This is a genomic window from Rhizobium sullae (genome assembly GCF_025200715.1).
Lineage (GTDB): Bacteria > Pseudomonadota > Alphaproteobacteria > Rhizobiales > Rhizobiaceae > Rhizobium > Rhizobium sullae.
On sequence record NZ_CP104143.1, the window covers coordinates 2,264,236 to 2,283,844 of the forward strand.

18 protein-coding genes and 1 pseudogene are annotated in these 19,609 nt (G+C 61.7%); 10 read left to right on the forward strand and 9 right to left on the reverse strand.

The window, feature by feature from the left end:
- Positions 1–85: 85 nt before the first annotated feature.
- The 4 genes from N2599_RS11600 to N2599_RS11615 form a co-directional block, all read right to left on the reverse strand.
- Positions 86–970: a cytochrome c1 gene (locus N2599_RS11600; protein ID WP_027508360.1), complete on the reverse strand. Its 885-nt coding sequence runs from the start codon at positions 968–970 to the stop codon at positions 86–88.
- A 21-nt stretch (positions 971–991) separates the two neighbouring features.
- Positions 992–2,263, reverse strand: a complete 1,272-nt coding sequence (locus N2599_RS11605) for a cytochrome b (RefSeq protein WP_027508359.1) — start codon at positions 2,261–2,263, stop codon at positions 992–994.
- A 14-nt stretch (positions 2,264–2,277) separates the two neighbouring features.
- Positions 2,278–2,856 (reverse strand): ubiquinol-cytochrome c reductase iron-sulfur subunit, encoded by a 579-nt coding sequence (petA, locus tag N2599_RS11610; RefSeq protein ID WP_027508358.1) that lies wholly within the window; start codon positions 2,854–2,856, stop codon positions 2,278–2,280.
- A gap of 241 nt (positions 2,857–3,097) precedes the next feature.
- Positions 3,098–4,987: an ABC transporter ATP-binding protein gene (locus N2599_RS11615; RefSeq protein WP_027508357.1), complete on the reverse strand. Its 1,890-nt coding sequence runs from the start codon at positions 4,985–4,987 to the stop codon at positions 3,098–3,100.
- A 163-nt stretch (positions 4,988–5,150) separates the two neighbouring features.
- Between N2599_RS11615 and N2599_RS11620 the strand changes: the two genes are divergently transcribed.
- Entirely contained in the window at positions 5,151–5,375 is a 225-nt protein-coding gene (locus N2599_RS11620) for a ribbon-helix-helix domain-containing protein (RefSeq protein ID WP_027508356.1), read from the forward strand.
- 49 nt (positions 5,376–5,424) lie between these two features.
- A pseudogene (locus tag N2599_RS11625) lies at positions 5,425–5,523 on the forward strand (IS3 family transposase); the annotation flags it as partial.
- A 52-nt stretch (positions 5,524–5,575) separates the two neighbouring features.
- On the opposite strand, the gene N2599_RS11630 reads toward N2599_RS11625, so the two are convergent.
- Complete coding sequence (locus N2599_RS11630; protein ID WP_027508355.1) at positions 5,576–7,432, reverse strand: ABC transporter ATP-binding protein; 1,857 nt, start codon at positions 7,430–7,432, stop codon at positions 5,576–5,578.
- Between the two features lie 382 nt (positions 7,433–7,814).
- Between N2599_RS11630 and N2599_RS11635 the strand changes: the two genes are divergently transcribed.
- On the forward strand, positions 7,815–8,276 hold the full coding sequence (locus N2599_RS11635) for a tRNA (cytidine(34)-2'-O)-methyltransferase (protein ID WP_027508354.1): 462 nt from the start codon (positions 7,815–7,817) through the stop codon (positions 8,274–8,276).
- A gap of 205 nt (positions 8,277–8,481) precedes the next feature.
- Entirely contained in the window at positions 8,482–10,128 is a 1,647-nt protein-coding gene (locus N2599_RS11640; protein WP_027508353.1) for a Na/Pi cotransporter family protein, read from the forward strand.
- A 3-nt stretch (positions 10,129–10,131) separates the two neighbouring features.
- Here N2599_RS11640 and N2599_RS11645 read toward each other — a convergent pair whose 3' ends face one another.
- The gene (locus N2599_RS11645; protein ID WP_022714201.1) at positions 10,132–10,392 is read right to left on the reverse strand and encodes a hypothetical protein; all 261 of its coding nucleotides are present in this window, start codon (positions 10,390–10,392) and stop codon (positions 10,132–10,134) included.
- 171 nt (positions 10,393–10,563) lie between these two features.
- Here N2599_RS11645 and hemF point away from each other — a divergent pair, with 171 nt between their 5' ends.
- The 3 genes from hemF to N2599_RS11660 all read left to right on the forward strand — a co-directional run bounded on the left by hemF (position 10,564) and on the right by N2599_RS11660 (position 12,174).
- Positions 10,564–11,478, forward strand: a complete 915-nt coding sequence (hemF, locus tag N2599_RS11650; protein ID WP_027508352.1) for an oxygen-dependent coproporphyrinogen oxidase — start codon at positions 10,564–10,566, stop codon at positions 11,476–11,478.
- A 116-nt stretch (positions 11,479–11,594) separates the two neighbouring features.
- On the forward strand, positions 11,595–11,876 hold the full coding sequence (locus N2599_RS11655) for a hypothetical protein (protein WP_027508351.1): 282 nt from the start codon (positions 11,595–11,597) through the stop codon (positions 11,874–11,876).
- A 112-nt stretch (positions 11,877–11,988) separates the two neighbouring features.
- A complete protein-coding gene (locus N2599_RS11660; RefSeq protein WP_027508350.1) occupies positions 11,989–12,174 on the forward strand; it encodes a DUF1059 domain-containing protein in 186 nt (61 codons plus the stop codon).
- On the opposite strand, the gene N2599_RS11665 is transcribed toward N2599_RS11660, so the two are convergent.
- From N2599_RS11665 to N2599_RS11675, 3 genes are read right to left on the reverse strand one after another with little or no spacing between them, the layout of a single operon-like run.
- Positions 12,175–13,428, reverse strand: coding sequence for a CCA tRNA nucleotidyltransferase (locus N2599_RS11665; RefSeq protein ID WP_027508349.1), 1,254 nt, complete (start codon positions 13,426–13,428; stop codon positions 12,175–12,177).
- Positions 13,425–14,075 carry a CoA pyrophosphatase gene (locus N2599_RS11670; RefSeq protein WP_027508348.1) on the reverse strand — a complete coding sequence of 217 codons (651 nt, stop codon included), beginning with the start codon at positions 14,073–14,075 and terminating at the stop codon, positions 13,425–13,427. Before N2599_RS11670 ends, N2599_RS11665 begins: the two co-directional genes overlap by 4 nt.
- The gene (locus N2599_RS11675) at positions 14,072–14,695 is read right to left on the reverse strand and encodes a DUF1285 domain-containing protein (protein ID WP_027508347.1); all 624 of its coding nucleotides are present in this window, start codon (positions 14,693–14,695) and stop codon (positions 14,072–14,074) included. Before N2599_RS11675 ends, N2599_RS11670 begins: the two co-directional genes overlap by 4 nt.
- 158 nt (positions 14,696–14,853) lie before the next feature.
- Here N2599_RS11675 and N2599_RS11680 point away from each other — a divergent pair, with 158 nt between their 5' ends.
- Genes N2599_RS11680 through N2599_RS11690 form a run of 3 tightly spaced genes read left to right on the forward strand, consistent with a single transcriptional unit; the run spans position 14,854 to position 19,608 of the window.
- Entirely contained in the window at positions 14,854–15,864 is a 1,011-nt protein-coding gene (locus N2599_RS11680) for an AAA family ATPase (RefSeq protein WP_027508346.1), read from the forward strand.
- Between the two features lie 13 nt (positions 15,865–15,877).
- On the forward strand, positions 15,878–16,798 hold the full coding sequence (locus N2599_RS11685; protein ID WP_027508345.1) for a DUF58 domain-containing protein: 921 nt from the start codon (positions 15,878–15,880) through the stop codon (positions 16,796–16,798).
- Positions 16,795–19,608, forward strand: a complete 2,814-nt coding sequence (locus N2599_RS11690; RefSeq protein WP_027508344.1) for a DUF4159 domain-containing protein — start codon at positions 16,795–16,797, stop codon at positions 19,606–19,608. The genes N2599_RS11685 and N2599_RS11690 overlap by 4 nt, the downstream gene beginning before the upstream one ends.
- The last annotated feature ends 1 nt before the right edge of the window (position 19,609 follow it).

Genomic DNA, 19,609 nt, shown 5'->3' on the forward strand with positions numbered 1-19,609 from the left:
TCGGCTGTACCCTATCAACTGACTGACATGGAACCAACCAAAAAGGCGGCCCGAAAGCCGCCTTTTGCTTGTTGAGTTAGACCACTCAGTGTTCCTTGTTGGCGTAGACCGAGCGCTTCGTCAGGAAGATGAGCCCCGAGAAGATCAGCAGGAACACGATGACCATGAAGCCGGTGCGCTTGCGCTCTTCGAGGTGCGGCTCTGCCGCCCACATCAGGAATGCCGAGACATCCTTGGAGTACTGGTCGACGGTCTGCGGCGTGCCGTCATCATAGGTCACCTGATCGTCCGAAAGCGGCTTCGGCATCGCAAAGGCCGCCGCCGCGTTGAAGTACGGGTTGTAATGCGCACCCTCCGGAACCTGGAAACCCGCCGGCGGCTCTTCATAGCCGGTCAACAGCGAGTAGATGTAGTCCGGCCCGCCTTCCTGATACTGGGTGAAGATATCGAAGACGAACTGCGGGAAGCCGCGGGTGATACCGCGGGCCTTCGCAATCAGCGAAAAGTCCGGCGGGGCCGCGCCATTGTTCGAGGCTGCAGCAGCCTGGGCGTTGGCGTAAGGCGACGGAAAATAATCAGAGGCGATAGCCTTGCGTGTGAACATCTCACCCGCAGAATCCGGGCCATCCTGAACTTCGTAATTCGCGGCAAAAGCCTTGACCTGTGCCTCGGAGTAACCGAGTTCGCCGAGCATGCGGAACGGAACGAGGCTCATCGAGTGGCAGGCGGAACAGACTTCCGTATAGACCTTCAGGCCGCGCTGCAGCTGGCCCTTGTCATAATGGCCGAACGGGCCAGCGAAGCTCCAGTCCTGTTCGCGCGGGTGCTTCAGCGGGTAGTGCGGGGTGGCACCCTCCTCATGCTCGGCCGGAGCAGCGCCCTCGCCGGGCGTCGCTTCCTGGGCGAATGCAGCGCTTCCGAGGAAGGCTGCGACTGCGAGCGGCAGAATGCTTGCAACAAGCTTTTTCATCGTTCTATTCCTTCCGCTCGCTTATGCCTTGACCGTAGCAGTTTGTTGATTGCGCTTTTCCAGCACGGCTTCGGTGATCGAGTTTGGAATGCGGCGCGGCGTCTCGACGAGACCAAGCACCGGCATGGCGACCAGGAAGAAAGCAAAGTAAAGCAGCGTGCAGATCTGCGAGATCAGGACGAAAGAACCTTCCGCAGGTTGGGAACCGAGCCAGCCGAGGATGATCGCATCGATCACGAAGAGCCAGTAGAACATCTTGTACCACGGGCGGTAGACCGCAGAGCGGACCTTCGACGTGTCGAGCCACGGCAGGAAGAACAGCACGATGATTGCGCCGAACATCACGAGGACGCCGCCGAGCTTGGAGTCGATGGGGCCGATGTTGAAGGTGATCGAGCGTAGCATCGCGTAGAACGGCAGGAAGTACCATTCCGGAACGATGTGGGCCGGCGTCTTCAGCGGGTCTGCCGGGATATAGTTGTCCGGATGGCCGAGGAAGTTCGGCATGTAGAAGACAAAGTAGGCGTAGACCAGCAGGAAGATCGAAACGCCGAGTGCGTCCTTCAGGGTAGCATAAGGCGTGAAGCGGACGGTGTCCGTCTTGGTCTTGACCTCGACGCCGGTCGGGTTCGTCTGACCGACGACGTGCAGCGCCCAGATATGCAGCACGACAACGCCTGCGATAATGAAGGGCAGCAGGTAGTGCAGCGAGAAGAAGCGGTTCAGCGTGGGGTTTTCGACTGCGAAGCCACCGAGCAGGAACTGCTGCACCCATTCGCCGACCAGCGGGAAGGCCGAGAAGAAGCCGGTGATGACGGTCGCGCCCCAGAAGGACATCTGCCCCCAGGGCAGGACGTAGCCCATGAAGCCGGTCGCCATCATCAGCAGGTAGATGAGAACACCGAGGATCCAGAGGATTTCGCGCGGCGCCTTGTAGGAGCCGTAGTAGAGGCCGCGGGCAATGTGCAGGTAGACAGCAACGAAGAAGAAGGATGCGCCGTTGGCATGCATGTAGCGCAGCAGCCAGCCGTGGTTGACGTCGCGCATGATCTTTTCGACGGCGTTGAAAGCGACCGAGGCCTCAGGGGCATAATGCATGGCGAGCACCACGCCGGTCAGGATCTGAGCGATCAGCATGACCGCAAGCATGGCGCCGAAGGTGTAGGCATAGTTCAGGTTACGCGGAACCGGATATGCAACGAAGCTGTCGTAGACCATGCGCGGTAGCGGCAGGCGCGCGTCGATCCACTTCTCTAGGCCGGTTGATGGCTCGTAGCTGGAATGGCCACTCATAAATCAGTCTCCCCTCAACCGATCTTGATCATTGTATCGGAAACGAACGAATAGGTCGGAATCGGCAGATTCGTCGGCGCCGGACCTTTACGGATGCGGCCGGCCGTGTCGTAGACCGAGCCATGGCAGGGACAGAACCAACCATTGTATTCGCCGGCCTGCCCGAGCGGCACGCAGCCGAGATGGGTGCACGAGCCGATCATGACGATCCAGTTTTCCTTGTCCTTGCCGGCAGAGCGGTCGATACCGGTTGCCTGCGCTTCGGCCGGAAGGTTCTCGTTGCGTGCAATCGGATCCTTGAGATCCGAAAGCGGAACCTCGTCGGCAGCCTTTACTTCCTCGGGCGTACGGTTGCGGATGAAGACCGGCTTGCCGCGCCACTTCGCGGTCAGCGACATGCCGGGCTGGAGGCTCGATACATCGACTTCGATGGACGCGAGAGCGAGCGTGGACGCATCCGGACGCATCTGATCGATGAAAGGCCAGGCGACGGCCGCAGCGCCGACCGCGCCCGCCATACCAGTGGTGAGATAAAGGAAATCACGGCGCGTGGGCTCCGCTGAAGCCTCGCTTGTCGTTTCGTGTTCGCTCACGGCTAAACCATCCTCTGCGCAATTTTCGCGGAATTCCGCCCTGCCCCTCTACGCGGCGAATCCATATAGACACAGTTCGGCCATAGATTCCCCGCCAATCCGGCGCGTTCTATGCTTGATCGCAAATTATGTCCAGCCTTGACAAGGGGATGGGGGCACAATGTCGCGGGAAAATACGGATGAAATTTTTTTGGCAATCCGCAGGCTTCAACGGATCGAAGCCTAGCCGGCAGACGCTTTTCTAGACCACCTTCGCCTCGCGCCCGGGCATCTCTTCGTCTGCACCAAGGAAGCCGCCGGACTGGCGCGCCCATAGCTCTGCATAAAGCCCGCCCCTTCCGACCAGTGATTCATGCGTTCCTTCTTCGATGATCCGACCGCGATCGACGACGATCAGCCGATCGAGTGCGGCGATGGTGGAAAGGCGGTGCGCGATGGCGAGCACAGTCTTCCCCTCCATGATCCGGCTGAGATTGGACTGGATCACCTCTTCCACCTCGGAATCAAGCGCCGAGGTCGCCTCGTCGAGCACGAGGATCGGCGCGTCCTTCAGCATGACGCGCGCGATCGCTATGCGCTGCCGCTGCCCGCCTGAAAGCTTCACGCCACGCTCGCCGACATGCGCATCGAAACCCTTGCGTCCCTGCTGATCTTGCAGTTGATCGATGAAGCCGAGCGCCTCGGCCCGTCGCGCGGCGTCAAGCAGCCTCTCCTCGCCCGCATCGGGCCGGCCGAAGAGGATGTTGTCCTTGACCGAGCGGTGCAGCAGCGACGTATCCTGGCTGACGACGCCTATCTGCATGCGCAGCGACTCCTGGCTGACGGCGGCGATATCCTGGCCATCGACAAGGATGCGTCCGCCTTCAAGGTCGTAAAGGCGCAGCAGGAGGTGGACCAGCGTCGATTTGCCGGCGCCGGAACGCCCGACGATCCCGACCTTCTCGCCGGCCGCGACGGTGAGCGAGAAATTCTCGATGACACCCTTGCCCCGGCCGTAATGGAAGGAGACGTTTTCGAAGCGGATGCCGGGCTCCCGGACGACGAGATCGGAAGCATTGGGCCGATCGACGAGGGCGAGTGGCTGCGAAATCAGCTCGGCGGCGTTCTGGATCGTGCCGAGATTGCGCATGATGCCGTTGAATTGCGTCATCAGACGCCCGAGGAGGAAGTTGAGGCGCAGGACCAGCGCCAGCGAAAAAGCCACCGAACCGGAACTCACCAACCCGCGCAGCCACAGATCGACGCTCAACCCGGCCATCGTCACGATCATTAGGCCGGAAAGCAGCGCCATCGAGGCGCGCACACCGGTGATAAACCGGGTAAAGCGCAGCACGGTATCCTGATAGATGTCGAAGCCCTGGCGCATGTAGCGGTCGGTCTCCTCGTGACGAGCGAAAAGCTTCAGCGTCTGGATGTTGCTGTAGGAATCGACCATGCGGCCGTTGAGCATCGAGGCGGCTTCCGCCGTTTCGCGTGAGTGATAGCGGATGCGCGGCACGAAATAGCGGGCAAGCACGCCGAAGGCGCAAAGCCAGAACAGCACCACGGCGGCAAGCGAAAGATCGAGCCGCGCGACCAGCACCAGTGTCGTCGCTGCGTAGATTCCGACGAACCAGACGCTCTCCATGAGAGAGGTGGTGAGATCGCCCACCGCTTGGCCGGCCGACCAGACCTTCGTCACGATCCGCCCGGAAAAATCGCTCTGGAAGAAGTGCAGCGACTGGCGCGACACATGCAGATAGGACTGCCAGCGTGCGAGATTATAGAAGCCCGGCGTGATCACCTGCTGATCGACCAGCGCGATGAGAAAGGCAACCACGAAACGAACGAGGCCGATCAGGGCCAGCATGCCGAACAATTCGCCGCCGTGCGCAGCAAGCAGTTCGCTCCAGCCAACGCCCGGCTTGACGGCGCCCAGTATATCGACCAGCCGTCCGACGAACCAGAAAAGCGCGGCCTCGATCGCCGCCGACATGCCGCCCAGAACGAGCATCGCGACGAACGGCCATTTAGCCTGGCCGATGTAAAACCAGATGAAGCCCGCGGTCGAACGCGGCGGCTGGATATTGCCGCGCGGTCGGAACGGATCGATCCAGTGTTCGAACAGATTGAGTATCGGGCGCAGGAGCATCATTGCGTTATAGTCCGGGACAACCCTGCGGCAAAGGCAATGGAGGAGGGGCAGAACCTTATATTTTGGCAATTTTCGGTAACATCGGCGGCATCCGTGTTGAATGTCGCTGACCTCGTCACGATCTCGGAGTACAATCGCCGTTTAACGGAGAAATACCGTCATGGAAACGAGGGTGCTCGCGTCGCATATTCCGCTTCCGCTTGCGAAAAGACTCGATGAAACCGCAGCCCAACTCGGCATATCGCGCGACACCATCGTCAGCGAGGCCGTTGCCGCATGGCTCGACAACGAGGAAGAACGCCGCCTGACGGCACTCCGCACGATGGCGGGCGCCATCGTCGTGGTCGAACGTCATAGGGTACGGGATTGGGCGGACAGCCTGTGAACAGGCTCTTTTAGGATTCGTTCAGAGCCTGCAGTCCGCCAGTACCGACTATACCCACTACTACAATCACGACAGGATCAAAATGAAACTCAAAGGGCTGAGCCCTGTACAGTACAGAACCCAGCCCTTAAATCTGCCGCGCCTTTAAACCGTCCAACTTAATGGGGTCAGTTTACTTTCACCGGGAGGGCCTTTTCGCCTTACTCCGCCGCTTCCTCGGCTTCTACCGAATGATCAGCGAGGAAGCCGCCGGACTGTCGGGTCCAGAGGTCGGCATATATGCCGCCCTGGCTGACGAGATCGGCGTGCGAACCAGCCTCGATGATCCGGCCTTTGTCGAGCACGATCAGGCGGTCCATCTCCGTCAGCGTCGACAGGCGATGGGCGATCGCGATCACCGTCTTGCCTTCCATCAGCGCAAATAGGTTCTCCTGGATCGCCGCTTCCACTTCGGAATCGAGCGCCGAGGTCGCCTCGTCGAGCACCAGGATCGGCGCGTCCTTCAGGAACACGCGCGCGATCGCAACGCGCTGGCGCTGGCCGCCGGAGAGCTTGACGCCGCGCTCGCCGACCTGCGCGTCGAGCCCTTTGCGGCCCTGCATGTCGACAAGCCCGTCGATGAATTCCCAGGCATTTGCCCGCTTCGCCGCCTCGATCACGTCCGTATCCGTCGCGTCCGGACGGCCGTAGGCAATGTTGTCGCGGATCGAGCGATGCAGCAACGACGTATCCTGCGTCACCACGCCGATCAGCGACCGGAGGCTTTCCTGCGACACCTGCGAGATATCCTGCCCGTCGATGGTGATGCGGCCGGCTTCCAGATCGTAAAAGCGCAGCAGCAGGTTCATCAGTGTCGTCTTGCCTGCCCCGGACCGGCCGACGAGGCCGACCTTCTCACCCGCCTTGATATCGAGCGAAAGGCTTTCGATGACGCCCTTGCCCTTGCCGTAGTGGAAGCGGATGCGGTCGTAGTGGATCGCACCTTTCTTCGCCTGCATCGGCGGTGCACCGGGCTTGTCGGTGATGTCGTGGCTCTTCGTCATCATTTCCATGCCGTCATAGACGGTACCGATGTTTTCGAAGAGCGCCGACACCTCCCACATGATCCACTGCGACATGCCGTTGACACGCATCGCAAGGCCGATCGCGATGGCGATCGCGCCGACCGAGATCTGGCCATTCAGCCAAAACCAGATCGACAGGCCCGAGATGACGAAGAGTGCCACGCAGTTGTTGATATAGACGCACACATGGAACAGCGTGACGCGGCGCATCTGCTGGTGCACCGTCTGCAGGAATTCGTCCATGCCGGCCTTGGCATAGCCTTCCTCCCTGCCCGCGTGCGAGAACAGCTTGACGGTCGCAATGTTCGTGTAGCTATCGACCACCCGGCCGGTCATCATTGAACGCGCATCGGCCTGACGTGCGGCGATCCTGCGAAGCCGCGGGACGAAATACGACACGATGCCGACATAGATGCCAAGCCAGACCAGGATCGGCATCATCAGCCGCCAGTCTGCCGCGGCGATCACGATGATCATCGTCAGGAAGTAGGTGACGACATAGACGAAGACGTCGAGGATCTTCATCGTTGTTTCACGAACTGCAAGCGAGGTCTGCATCACCTTGGTCGCAACGCGTCCGGCAAATTCGTTGGCGAAGAAGGTCATGCTGTGGCGCAGCAGGAAGCGGTGCATCTGCCAGCGCGCGCTCATCGGGTAGTTGCCGAGCAGAACCTGATGCATGATGAGCGAATCGAGCCCGGCCGCCAGCGGCAGGCCGATAAGGATCAAAGCCGCCATCCAGGCAAGCTTGTGCCACTCCGTCTGCAGGAACGTCGCCTTGTCAGCATTCGTCAGCCAGTCGACGACATCGCCGAGGAACTGGAAGAGTGCCACCTCGCCGATCGCAATCAGCGCCGTCAGCACCGCCATGGCCGCAAGCCAGGGCGCTGCAGGCTTCGTATAGTGCCAGCAGAAGGCAAAAAGGCCTTTCGGGGGAACGACGGGCTCCTCACTCGGAAAGGGGTTCAGTCGCTGTTCGAACCAGCTAAACATGAAAAGTGCTCCGGAACTTTGCCGTTCCGCCTCCCGGCCTGCGCAAAACGCACTGAGGCACATATGGGAACCGGACGTTCGAGGGGCGAGGCCACGACAGCCGCGCAATGGATCAAAAATGGGAATTTTAGGAAGTTTTGCGCTCAGGAGCGCGAGATCGCCACGCTTGGTATCACGGCTGGAAGGCGCGTAAGCATCAGAATATTCATGTCGGCCCTCCCTAGCTGGCGATTGAAGATGTGCACCAATAACGCGAAAATTGCGAAATTTCCAGTCCAAAATCGGCGGAAATTGAACAATTCAGGGCCAAGATGCGTCCTGTTGCACCGAAATCACAGTTGAACTAGGTCTCTTTGCCTTAAGCAGCAAAATGGTATTTCGGATGACCGATCTCAGACTGGCGCTCTATCAGCCCGATATCCCCGGCAATACCGGCACGATCCTTCGTCTCGCCGCCTGTCTCGGAATTGCCGTCGACATCATCGAGCCCGCCGGCTTCGACATTTCCGACCGCAACCTGAAACGCGCCGGCATGGACTATATCGCAGCCGTCGCGCTCACCCGTCATGTCAGTTGGGATCGCTTCGAGGAATGGCGGGCTCCGACGGGCCGCCGCATCGTGCTTGCCTCCACCAAGGCATCGGGCCGGTACACGGACTTCGCATTCCGACCGGACGACATTTTGCTGTTCGGCCGCGAAAGCGCGGGCGTTCCGGACCATGTTCACGAAAAAGCCGACGGGCGTATTCTGATCCCGATGGTCGAAGGCCAGCGGTCGATCAATGTCGCGGTCTCCGCCGCGATGATCGCCGGCGAGGCCATACGCCAGACCGTCTGGCGTTGATTTCGTCTCCGAGCGGCCGCGCGAAGCCTCGCCAAGATATGTCGCGAACGACGTTGTGATATCCCGAAACAGGCGTATTATATTTAGCCGGACAATCAAAAGAAGCCAGAATCCAGGCCGCGATTTCAAAGAGATGGCAATGCGCTGAACGTCAGATTGCACAGCATTGCGCCGGCCGCGAACGAGAAGAAAAGACCCGCAGAGCATGAAATCCACGATCGTCATGATAAACCTGTTCGGCGCAGTAGCCCTGTTGCTGTTCGGTCTCGCGCAGGTGAAGGATGGCGTATCGCGGGCCTTCGGTGCACGGCTGCGGACGGGTCTTGCGACAGGCACGCGCGGCGGATTGCGCTCCTTCGTTTCAGGCTTCGTCGCGACGCTGGCATTGCAAAGCTCCACGGCGACGGCGCTGATGGTCGCCTCCTTCGTCGAGCGCGAACTCGTGAAGCCGCGCATGGCGCAGATCGTCTTGCTCGGCGCCAATGTCGGCACGGCGGTCACGGCCTGGATCGTCGCGACCGGCATCGAGTGGCTGTCGCCGCTCGTCATCCTCGCGGGTATCATCCTCTATCGTAGCGGCTCGACCGCACGCCAGGGCGGCGGCACCGCCCTGATCGGCATCGGTCTCATGCTCCTGTCGCTGCACCTCCTGAGCGGCGCAACCGAGCCGATGCGCCAATCTCCTGCCCTCGCCGCCTTCATCGGCCTGCTCGACAACGCCTGGCCGGTGGCGCTTGCCTTTTCCGCCGGCATTGCCTTCATCTCCTCGTCGAGCCTCGCCGCCGTGGTGCTGATCCTTTCGTTGGCGTCAACCGGTATTCTTTCGGCCGGCCTCGTGATCGTGCTCGTTCTGGGCGCCAATCTTGGCGGCGCAATTCCGCCGGTTGTCGCTTCGCTTGCGGGGCCCGCCTCCGCAAAACGCGTTGCGCTGGGCAACCTGATCGTGCGCGCCACCGGCTGCGTGATCGCGCTGCCGCTTGCCGGCTATGGAGCTATACTTTTGGAAATGCTGCCGCTTGCGCCCACCAAGCTGCCGGTCGACGCGCATCTCGGCTTTAACCTGATCCTCGCTGCTCTCGCCTGGCCGTTCTCGCGCCTCTTGTCGCAGCTGATGCTGCGCCTCGTTCCGGAGGAAACACAGACCGATAATGCGCCGAAATACCTCGACCAGCACGAGTTGTCGACGCCCGTCGTGGCGCTTGCGAGCGCCACTCGCGAAGTCCTCGGTGTCGGTGACATCATCGAACGTATGCTGATGCGCGCCTCTGACGCCTTCGAGCAGAACGACCTGACGAAGCTCAAGGAAATTCCCACGCTCGAAAAGCGGGTCGACAGCCTGCAGCAGGAAGTGAAGGTCTACCTTTCCAAGCTCGGTCGCAAGGGCCTGAGCGAGGAGAACGGCCGCCACTCGATCGTCATCATTGACTACGCCATCAACCTCGAGCATATCGGCGACATCATCGAAAAGGGCCTGCTGCCGCAGATAGGCAAGAAGGCTTCGCTCGGCCTGCGGTTCTCCGACGACGGCTACCAGGAGCTCAAGAAGCTCTTCCATCTGACGATCGACAACCTGCGGATCGCACAAACGATCTTCGTGACGCGCGACTTCAATCTCGCCAAGCAGATGATGGAAGTGAAGGTCGAGGTGCGCAGGATGGAGAAGCAATCCGCCGAACGCCACCTTGAACGCCTGCGCGAGGGCTACGCCGACAGTCTGCAGACGAGCTCGCTACATCTCGACATGCTGCGCGACCTGAAGCGCATCAACGCCCACATTGTCTCGGTGGCGCACCCGATCCTCGACGAGAGCGGATTGCTCATCGAGAGCCGGCTGCGCACGCCTGCGGAATGACGGTCAGTCGGCGGAAGGAAGCCGGCGCATGGTGAATTCGATCTGGTCGTTGTCGAGCTGCCGCCAGCTTTCCACTTCGGTCCAGTAGGCCGCCTTCGGGTATTCGGCGAACCATTCGCGCGCCTTGGCCCGCGCGTCGAGCAGGCCAAGGCGGTATGTCTGGCGTACGAAATGGTCGCCCTTCCGGGCAGTGCCTTCCGCCCGATGCCGTTCGATCCTTCGCTTCAGGCCGTCAAACGACGGAGGTCCCGGGATTTTAGTCATGAAACCTACCTCTGACCGAAAAGGTAGTATTGAAAATTTCAATTTGCGAGTCGAATCTTTGCCGCCTCGACTGCGTCCTTCCGCCCGCTGGCAAGCCACCGATGCACCTGATACCACGAAGCCATAATTAGCGATGATCGAGTCGCGTTGTGTTGTAATGTAGGGGTAATGATGGAACGACCAGACCTGCCGGTCGGCCTGCCGGACGATATCGAAGACAAGAAAACCGCCGCCCGCACGTGGTTCGAAGGTTTGCGCGATACGATCTGCGCCTCCTTCGAAGCTCTGGAAGACGAGTTGACCGGCCCGCTTTCGGATCAGGAGCCAGGCCGTTTCGTCGGCAAGGAATGGTCGCGTGAAAATGGTGCCGGCGGTGGGGGCTGCATGTCGATGATGCATGGCCGCGTCTTCGAAAAGGTCGGCGTGCATACCTCCACCGTCTACGGCGAATTCGCGCCCGATCTTCGTGCCCAGATGCCGGGCGCCAGCGAAGACCCGCGCTTTTGGGCCTCGGGGATTTCGCTGATCGCCCATCCGGTGAACCCCAACGTGCCCACAGTGCATATGAACACCCGCATGGTCGTCACCTCCAGCCGCTGGTTCGGTGGCGGTGCGGACCTGACGCCGGTGCTCGACCGGCGCCGTACGCAGGAAGACGACGACAGCCGCCTCTTCCACAAGGCGATGGAAATCGCCTGCCGCAGCCATTCAGGCGTCGCAGACTACGGTGCTTACAAGAAATGGTGCGACGAGTACTTCTTCTTGAAGCATCGCAACGAGCCGCGCGGCATCGGCGGCATCTTCTACGACTGGCTGCATTCGAGCGAGGAAGCTGGCGGCTGGGAGGCCGATTTTGCATTCACGCGCGATGTCGGCCGGGCCTTCGCCATGGTCTATCCGAAAATCGTCCGCTCCAACTTCAACAAGGAATGGACGGAGGCGGACCGTGACGAGCAATTGATCAGGCGCGGGCGCTATGTCGAGTTCAATTTGCTCTACGATCGCGGTACAATTTTCGGACTGAAGACAGGTGGCAATATCGAGTCAATTCTCTCATCGATGCCGCCGGTCGTCCGGTGGCCATGACCGTACGACAGCGTACGGGTAAAAATACATTACATGGCCTTCAAGAAGCGTGAGCGTGCGCTAAACTAACGTGCTAAACTGAGCTTGTGTTGCCTAACAATCGGAGGAGGATTGTCATGATGATACAGAGCGGTTCGCCGGCGCCTTCGGATGTTCGGGAGGCATCCCGTGCAATCGATACCCCGGACTTCCTGAACCGCATCGCCGAAGAAATGCGAGCAACGAGCGGCTCCGATCTGCCCCTGTCCTGCTTCATCGAACAGGTGAAGTTGCAGCTCGCTGCCGGAAAATCGCCCGAAGAACTGCGGGGACAGGCACGAGAAAGTGCAAATTCGAATGCCCCGTACCAGTCGTCCGAGTGCTTCCGTGCTTGGGCGATGCCGGAATATCGCAGGTGACTTGGCGGCCGATGTGCATCATCGGCCGGAACCTTCTCCCCGTTTCGCACATTGAAGAGAGACGCGTGTCAGCGCGATTATTCCGTCATGTTCCGGACAAAGGAGTTAGACAATGCGACTTTTCGAATGCGGTACGCTCGTACCGGGCTGCACTTGGCATACACGCGCCGATGAAGACGCCGAGGTCGTCCGCCGCGTGGTCGAGCATTTGAAGTCCGCCCATGGTGAAACGGTCATTCGCGAGAACATGATCGACAACATCAAGGCCCGCATCCGCGACGAAGCGACCGCGGCCTGATCACTTCGAAAGTTCATTCAGCCGGGCGAGCAGCGCCGCCCGGTCGGCGGCAAAATTCTCGTCCACCCATTGGCTCTCGAGTTTCGCAAGCGTCTCGCCGACACGTGGACCTGCCGGGATTCCGGTGGAAATGACATCGCCGCCGCCGATCGGAAATTTCGGCTTCCTCCACGCGAGTGCCTGGGCCAGCAGTTTGCCGAGCCTGGCCGATCGGCTCATCTCCTCCATATTGCCTTCCGCCTTGCCGCGGGCAACGGCGAGCGCGAGCTTCAGGCGCGTGGCGATGCCTTCAGCTCCGTTGCGATAGAGCAGCCGGTCGAAGGCCGCGGCAGACATTTCGTCATCGACCGGGCGGGCCGCCGCCCAGGCCCTGAAATAGGCCGCTTCGGCATTCGAAAATCTCAGGCGGACTGCCATCCTCTCCAGCCGTTCGGCATCGGGCGGAACGATCGAAGCAAGCCGCAGGAGCGGGTCGGGCCTCCAGCTGAGCGCCTTTTCTGTCGCAACCAACGCCGGAATGGCGTCTATGCCCCATTTCTCGGTCTCCGGCAGGACCTCGCTGAGCACCGCGACCTGCCGCATCCAGAGCAGCGCCCTGCCCGGGTCTTCGGCAGCAAGCAGCTTGCGAAGTTCGGACCAGACCCTTTCGGATGAAAGGGTGCTGAGCTTCGAGCGTGCCGCCGAACAGGCCCGCAGCCCTTCCGCGTCAGGCCGGCCGGAGCCGTAATGAGCAAAAAAGCGGAAGAACCGCAGGATGCGCAGATAGTCTTCGGCGATCCGCGCGGCCGCATCGCCGATGAAACGGATATTGCGTTTCTCGATATCGGCAAGCCCGCCGACGAGATCGACCACTTCGCCCTTGGAATTCATGTAAAGCGCATTGATCGTAAAGTCGCGTCGCTCCGCATCCGCCTGCCAATTAGTACTGAAGGCGACCTTGGCGCGGCGCCCGTCAGTTTCGACGTCGGTGCGCAGCGTCGTCACTTCGAACGGCTTTCCTTCGATCACGAGCGTCACCGTGCCATGCTCGACGCCGGTCGGGATCGCCTTGATGCCGTCTGCTTTCGCCCGTTGCGTCACGGTGTCCGGCGTCAGCGTCGTCGCGACGTCGATATCGCTGACCGGGATCCCCATCAGGCTGTTGCGCACGGCGCCGCCTACGACGCGCCCTTCGCCGCCGTCCGCATTCAAGAGCGCGAAGACGCGCTGAAGGCGGAGATCTTGGAACCATGCTTCATCAGCAAGGCTGGTCATACATAAAGCCTCTCGTAAAGGGTGCGAACAATGCCCGCGGTGATGCCCCAGATCATCCAGCTTTCATAGGGCATGCGGTAAAAATGCCGGTCGATGCCTTCGACAACGCGCCTATCGCGGGTGTGGTTGTCCGGATTCATCAGGAACGATAGCGGCACCTCGAAGACATCGTCGACTTCTCGCGGATTGAGCTTTAGCTCGAAACCCCGCTTAACGATGCCAAGCACCGGCGTGATGCGAAAGCCGGTGGCGGCGAGATAATGCGGCAGGCGGCCGACCGTCTCCACGAAGGAGCCGGCAATGCCGATCTCCTCCTGCGTTTCCCGTAGAGCTGCCATCTCCGGAGAAATGTCCGTAGAGTCGATCGCCCCGCCCGGAAAAGATATCTGCCCGGAATGCTTGCGCAGGTTTGTCGTGCGCTTGGTGAAGATCACCCGCGCCTGGTCGCCGTCGTCGACCACCGGCACGAGGACCGCGGCGTCGCGTAGACGGAAGCCCTCGACCATCGTGACGATATCCGGATTGAGGACGTGATCACCGTGATCCCGCCAGGAATGATCGACCGGCCCGCCGCTCTGATTGAGCGCCCGGCGGCGGAATTCGGCGGCGGAATAAAGTGGATAACGCTGGTTCAGGGTATTGCTCATCGGGAAAGCGCATCCAGTTCGTCGGCCGGCATGATGGGAAAGAGCGATCCGCCGGAGCGGACGCAGAACATCTCCTTGCCCTCCATGTCGGCAATCTCGCCGAGGTCCGCCAGCTCGTACATCACGGCACGCGATACTAAGGCCTCGAGACGCCCGCGCACATGCAGATAGGGCTTCAGTTCGCGGTTTGCGCCATGGATCACGAAACGCAACGGATGCTCCTTGCCGGCTTCGACGACATCGCCGGTATTGGTGCGGAATGTCAGCGCCTGCTGACCGCCGCGATTCGTAGCGATCATCTCGACTGCGACGAACGGCGCGTCCGCGACCTGGATCCCGACTTTTTCCACAGGAGTTACGAGATAGGTCTTTCCGTCCTCGTCCTTGCGCAGGACGGTCGAAAACAGGCGAACCAAGGGCGCGCGGCCGATCGGCGTTCCCATGTAGAACCAGGTGCCGTCGGCGCGGATTTCCATGTCGATATCGCCGCAAAACGGCGGATTCCATTTCTCGACGGGCGGAAGTCCGCGCTTTTTGCCTCCGTCTTCGCCCGCAGCACGCGAAATCAGCGCGGCAAGCCCTGCGGCATCTTCGCTCGCTCTTATCTCTTGCGCTGCCATTCTTCTGTCCCGGTTTGCTTTTAACGAAAGGGTAGTCACGAGATAGTCATTTGGAACGAACTTGTCAGCCCGCAACATCTCCATAACTCTATAGGGTACGGGCCAGAGGCGTAAATCCGCCGATTCGCGACGAATGATTCAGCCGTTGGAGATACCTGATGGGTATGATGAAGACCGAAGACAGCCTCGATGAAAGGGAAGTCATCGCCGCTGCGGAAAAGGCGCTCGCCGATATCGCCCTTATTCGCGAAGAAGTCTCGAAGGTGATCTTCGGCCAGGAAAGCGTCGTCGAAAACACCCTGCTCGCCGTCCTTTCCGGTGGCCATGCGCTTCTGGTCGGCGTTCCCGGCCTTGCAAAGACCAAGCTGGTGACCACGCTCGGCGAAGTGCTGGGCCTCGGCGCCAACCGCATCCAGTTCACGCCGGACCTGATGCCGTCCGACATCTTGGGCTCCGAAGTGATGGACCAGGACGAGAACGGCCGCCGCTCCTTCCGCTTCGTCAAGGGCCCGGTCTTCGCCCAGCTGTTGATGGCCGACGAGATCAACCGCGCCTCGCCGCGCACGCAGTCGGCGCTGCTGCAGTCGATGCAGGAGTATCACGTCACCATCGCCGGCCAGCGCTACGACCTGCCGACGCCGTTCCACGTTCTCGCGACCCAGAACCCGCTGGAGCAGGAAGGTACCTACCCGTTGCCGGAAGCCCAGCTCGACCGCTTCCTGCTGCAGGTGGACGTGCACTATCCGGAGCTTGCCGCCGAACGCCAGATCCTGCTGGAAACGACCGGTATCAGCGAAACGAAGCCGCAAGCCGTCCTCGATGCCGGGCGGCTGATGGAAATCCAGAGGCTCATCCGCCAGATGCCGGTGAGCGACAAGGTGGTCGACGCGATCCTCGATCTCGTGCGCTCCGCCCGCCCTGGCCAGGGCAACGCCGCGACCGACAAGAATGTCGCCTGGGGGCCCGGCCCGCGCGCCGGCCAAGCCATGATGCTCTGCGCCCGCGCCCGTGCCCTCTACGAAGGTCGGCTCGCGCCGTCGCTCGATGATATCCATGCGCTTGCCGAACCCGTTCTCGAACACCGCATGGCGCTCACCTTCGCTGCCCGCGCCGAGGGCATGTCGGTCCGCGATGTCATCGCCGGCCTCGTCAAGCAGGCCAAAGGATAAGGAATCCGGACGCGTGGCATCTATCGGACAGATCGTCAATCCGACCCCTGGCAGCGATGCCCTTGCCCGCGCAAGGCAGCGGGCTTCCCTGGTGCCGGACTGCCTGGTCGAAGCCAAGCGCATCGCCAACAACGTGATTGCCGGCTGGCACGGCCGCCGCAAGCGCGGCATCGGTGAGAACTTCTGGCAATTCCGCCCCTATACCGAAGGGGAAAGCCTGTCGCGCATCGACTGGCGCCGTTCGGCCCGCGACGACCATACCTATGTCCGCGAGCGCGAATGGGAAGCCGCCCACACCATCTGGCTCTGGGCCGACATGTCGCCCTCGATGATGTACAAGTCGACCTTCGGCAGCGTCTCGAAGGAAGGCCGCGCGCTCGTCATCATGCTGGCGCTCGCTGAAATCCTGGCGCGCTCCGGCGAACGCATCGGCTGCCCCGGCGTCATGGAACCGGTCGCCGCCCGCAACGCCGCCGAGCGGCTTGCGACCGCGCTGATGCATGCGCCGCTGCCCGGCGGACTACCGGAAATCGCCATGATCCGCGGCTGGAGCGATCTCGTGCTCATCGGCGACTTCCTAGACGATGCACCGGCGATCATGGCCCGCATCACCCCGCTTGCCCGCCGCGGCCTTCGCGGCCATATGGTCGAGATCGCCGATCCCGCCGAGGAGCTTTTTCCTTACACCGGCCGCACCGAATTCACCGATCCGGAAACCGGTTCGAAGCTCGTGTCCGGCCGTGCGGAAAACATCCGCGAAGCCTATGGCCGCGCTTATCTGGCACGCCGGGACGATCTCGGCCAGTCGCTTCGCCACCTCGGCTGGACGTTCGTCACCCATCGCACCGATCACCTGGCATCCGAAGCGCTGGTCGCCGTGCACATGTATCTTTCCGGCATGCCGGCCAAGGCGACGCATGGAGGGCTGTTATGAGCACCCTTCCCTTTGCTTTCGCCTATCCTGCAATCCTCGGCGCGCTTGTCGCCCTGCCGGTCATCTGGTGGCTGCTGCGGCTCACGCCGCCGCGTCCGAAGTCCGAAGTCTTCCCGCCGCTGAAGATTCTGGCGGCCGTGCTGAAGCGTGAGGAAACACCTGCCCAAAGCCCTTGGTGGCTGACGCTGCTGCGTATGCTGCTGGCCGCTGCCGTGATCCTCGCCATTGCCGACCCGGTCTTCAATCCGCGTACCAGTTCGCTCGCCGCAGGCGGCCCGCTGGTGCTCTTCGTCGACAACGGCTGGGCGACGTCGCCGGATTGGGAACGCCGCGTGCAGACCGCCGAAGCGCTGATCGACGATGCCGAATCCGCGGGCACGCCCGTCGCGGTCGCCTTTACGGCCGATCCGACCAACAATGCCGTGCCGGGCACCGCGACAGCAGCCCGCGATATGCTGCGCGCCGCCGAGCCGCAGCCGCTCGTTCCGGATCGCGAACGCGCCTTCGAGGCATTGCGCGCGGCCCTCAACGGCACGAAACCCGGCACCCTCGCCTTCCTTTCTGATGGCGTTGCCGCCAAGGAAGACGATGCCACCGTCCGCCAACTCGCCGACCTGCAGCCTGCCGAGCTCCGTCTCATCGAAGGCGATGCCACACGAACGGTCGCGATCACCGGTGCCACGAATGCCGCAGACGCCATGAGCGTGACAGCGACGCGCGTTGACAGCACGGGCGCTGCCTCGCTGCCGCTGACGGCGCAGGATGCCCAGGGCCGCGCGATTGCCGCAGGCACGGTCGATTTCCAGCCCGGACAGTCTGTTGCCTCAGGCTCGATTCCCGCCCCCTTCGAGATGCGCAACGATTTCGCACGCGTCAGCATCGACAATCATGCCACGGCAGGCTCGGTCCATCTGCTCGACGATGGCTTCAAGCGCCGCCGCGTGGTGCTGCTTTCCGGCGAAGCGGGCGATGAATTCCAGCCGCTGCTTTCGCCTCTCTATTACATTCAGCGCGCATTGCAGCCTTATGCCGATCTGATCCAGCCGAACACACCGGATCTCGCGGCCTCCATTCCCGACCTGCTGTCGCAGAACCCGTCCGTCATCATCATGGCCGATATCGGCCGGCTGCCGCAGGAGACCTATGAGCCGATGCAGCGCTGGATCGCCAATGGCGGCACGCTGATCCGCTTCGCCGGTCCGCGCCTCGCCGCCGCGCCGGCGGATGACCCACTGGTGCCGGTGACGTTGCGCCAGGGCGAGCGTGCGCTTGGCGGCGCGCTCTCCTGGGCCGAGCCGCAGCCGCTCGCGGATTTCCCGAATTTCGGTCCTTTCGCCGGCATGGCCAAACCGACAGATGTGACCGTCAAGCGCCAGGTTCTGGCCGAGCCGACGCCCGATCTTGCCGAGCGCACCTGGGCAAGCCTTGCCGACGGCACGCCGCTGGTAACGACCAAGCCGATCAATGCCGGCCGTATCGTGCTCTTCCATGTCAGCGCCGAGGCGACCTGGTCCAACCTGCCGATCTCCGGCAATTTCGTCGAGATGCTGCGTCGCATCGTTCAACTCTCCCGCTCGGGCGGCGTAACCTCCGAGGCCGGTGCAGCAACGACCGCCGAAGCCCTGCCGCCCTTCCGCCTGCTGACCGCGAAGGGCGTGCTGACGACGGAGACCGGCACTGCGCGGCCGCTGATCCCGAACGCAAAGGCCGAGCCCGTTTCCAATTTCGACAATCCGCCCGGACTCTATGGTTCAGAAGACGGCTTTACCGCATTGAACGTATTACCGAATAACGCCGAGCTGAGGCCGCTCGACACGGCTGGCATCAATGTCCTGCGCGAAGGCCTGATCGGCGGTGAAACCTGGTCCGCCAAGCCCACTCTCTTCCTCATCGCCTTCCTTTTGCTCCTGGCGGACAGCCTCATCGTGATGTTCATGGGCGGCGCCTTCTCCCGGTTGCGTTCGGCCGCGCGTCCTGCGGCGATCATCGCAGTTGCCGTCGGTGCGGCCTTCTTCCTGCAGCCGTCGCAATTGCGCGCCGACGATTCCAAGCCCGGCGACGACCAGATATTCCAGCGACTGGACAATACTCACCTCGCCTATGTCGTCACCGGCGAGCAGGACGTCGACAATATTTCCGAGCATGGCCTTGAAGGCCTGACCGAGTTCCTGACCTTCCGCACGACACTAGAACCGGCGCCACCCGTCGGCCTTGATCTGACGAAGGACGAGCTGTCCTTCTATCCGATCATCTATTGGCCGGTTTCGGCCTCCGCGCCGATGCCGTCTGCGGCTGCGATTAACCGCATCGACGCCTATATGCGCGCCGGCGGAACGGTACTTTTCGATACGCGAGACCAGTTCGCCTCGCTGGACAATAATGGCGGTGCGTCGAGCGCCAATGGCGAGCGTCTGCAGCAGATCCTCGCCAATCTCGACATCCCTCCACTGGAGCCGGTTCCTTCGGACCACGTGCTGACGAAGTCCTTCTACCTGCTCTCCAGCTTCCCGGGCCGCTATTCCGGAAGCCCTCTGTGGATCGAGTCGCGACAGGACGACCGCGCGTCGGACGCCAAATCCACCGCCTCGGCCGACGGCGTTTCGCCGATCCTGATCACCGGCAACGATTTGGCCGGAGCCTGGGCGGTCGATCAGAACGGTTCACCAATGCTGCCGACAGTTCCGCCGGATGAAATGCAGCGCGAATACTCCTATCGGGCCGGCGTCAACATCATGATGTATATGCTGACGGGCAACTACAAGACCGATCAGGTCCACATCCCCGCGCTCCTCGAACGGCTGGGACAGTGAC

What these genes read in the sequence shown, in the direction of transcription:
- N2599_RS11600 (WP_027508360.1), bottom strand. Translation starts at nt 970, where the DNA reads ATGAAAAAGCTTGTTGCAAGCATTCTGCCGCTCGCAGTCGCAGCCTTC.
- N2599_RS11605 (WP_027508359.1), bottom strand. Translation starts at nt 2,263, where the DNA reads ATGAGTGGCCATTCCAGCTACGAGCCATCAACCGGCCTAGAGAAGTGG.
- N2599_RS11615 (WP_027508357.1), bottom strand. Translation starts at nt 4,987, where the DNA reads ATGCTCCTGCGCCCGATACTCAATCTGTTCGAACACTGGATCGATCCG.
- N2599_RS11620 (WP_027508356.1), top strand. Translation starts at nt 5,151, where the DNA reads ATGGAAACGAGGGTGCTCGCGTCGCATATTCCGCTTCCGCTTGCGAAA.
- N2599_RS11630 (WP_027508355.1), bottom strand. Translation starts at nt 7,432, where the DNA reads ATGTTTAGCTGGTTCGAACAGCGACTGAACCCCTTTCCGAGTGAGGAG.
- N2599_RS11635 (WP_027508354.1), top strand. Translation starts at nt 7,815, where the DNA reads ATGACCGATCTCAGACTGGCGCTCTATCAGCCCGATATCCCCGGCAAT.
- N2599_RS11640 (WP_027508353.1), top strand. Translation starts at nt 8,482, where the DNA reads ATGAAATCCACGATCGTCATGATAAACCTGTTCGGCGCAGTAGCCCTG.
- N2599_RS11645 (WP_022714201.1), bottom strand. Translation starts at nt 10,392, where the DNA reads ATGACTAAAATCCCGGGACCTCCGTCGTTTGACGGCCTGAAGCGAAGG.
- hemF (WP_027508352.1), top strand. Translation starts at nt 10,564, where the DNA reads ATGGAACGACCAGACCTGCCGGTCGGCCTGCCGGACGATATCGAAGAC.
- N2599_RS11655 (WP_027508351.1), top strand. Translation starts at nt 11,595, where the DNA reads ATGATGATACAGAGCGGTTCGCCGGCGCCTTCGGATGTTCGGGAGGCA.
- N2599_RS11660 (WP_027508350.1), top strand. Translation starts at nt 11,989, where the DNA reads ATGCGACTTTTCGAATGCGGTACGCTCGTACCGGGCTGCACTTGGCAT.
- N2599_RS11665 (WP_027508349.1), bottom strand. Translation starts at nt 13,428, where the DNA reads ATGACCAGCCTTGCTGATGAAGCATGGTTCCAAGATCTCCGCCTTCAG.
- N2599_RS11670 (WP_027508348.1), bottom strand. Translation starts at nt 14,075, where the DNA reads ATGAGCAATACCCTGAACCAGCGTTATCCACTTTATTCCGCCGCCGAA.
- N2599_RS11675 (WP_027508347.1), bottom strand. Translation starts at nt 14,695, where the DNA reads ATGGCAGCGCAAGAGATAAGAGCGAGCGAAGATGCCGCAGGGCTTGCC.
- N2599_RS11680 (WP_027508346.1), top strand. Translation starts at nt 14,854, where the DNA reads ATGGGTATGATGAAGACCGAAGACAGCCTCGATGAAAGGGAAGTCATC.
- N2599_RS11690 (WP_027508344.1), top strand. Translation starts at nt 16,795, where the DNA reads ATGAGCACCCTTCCCTTTGCTTTCGCCTATCCTGCAATCCTCGGCGCG.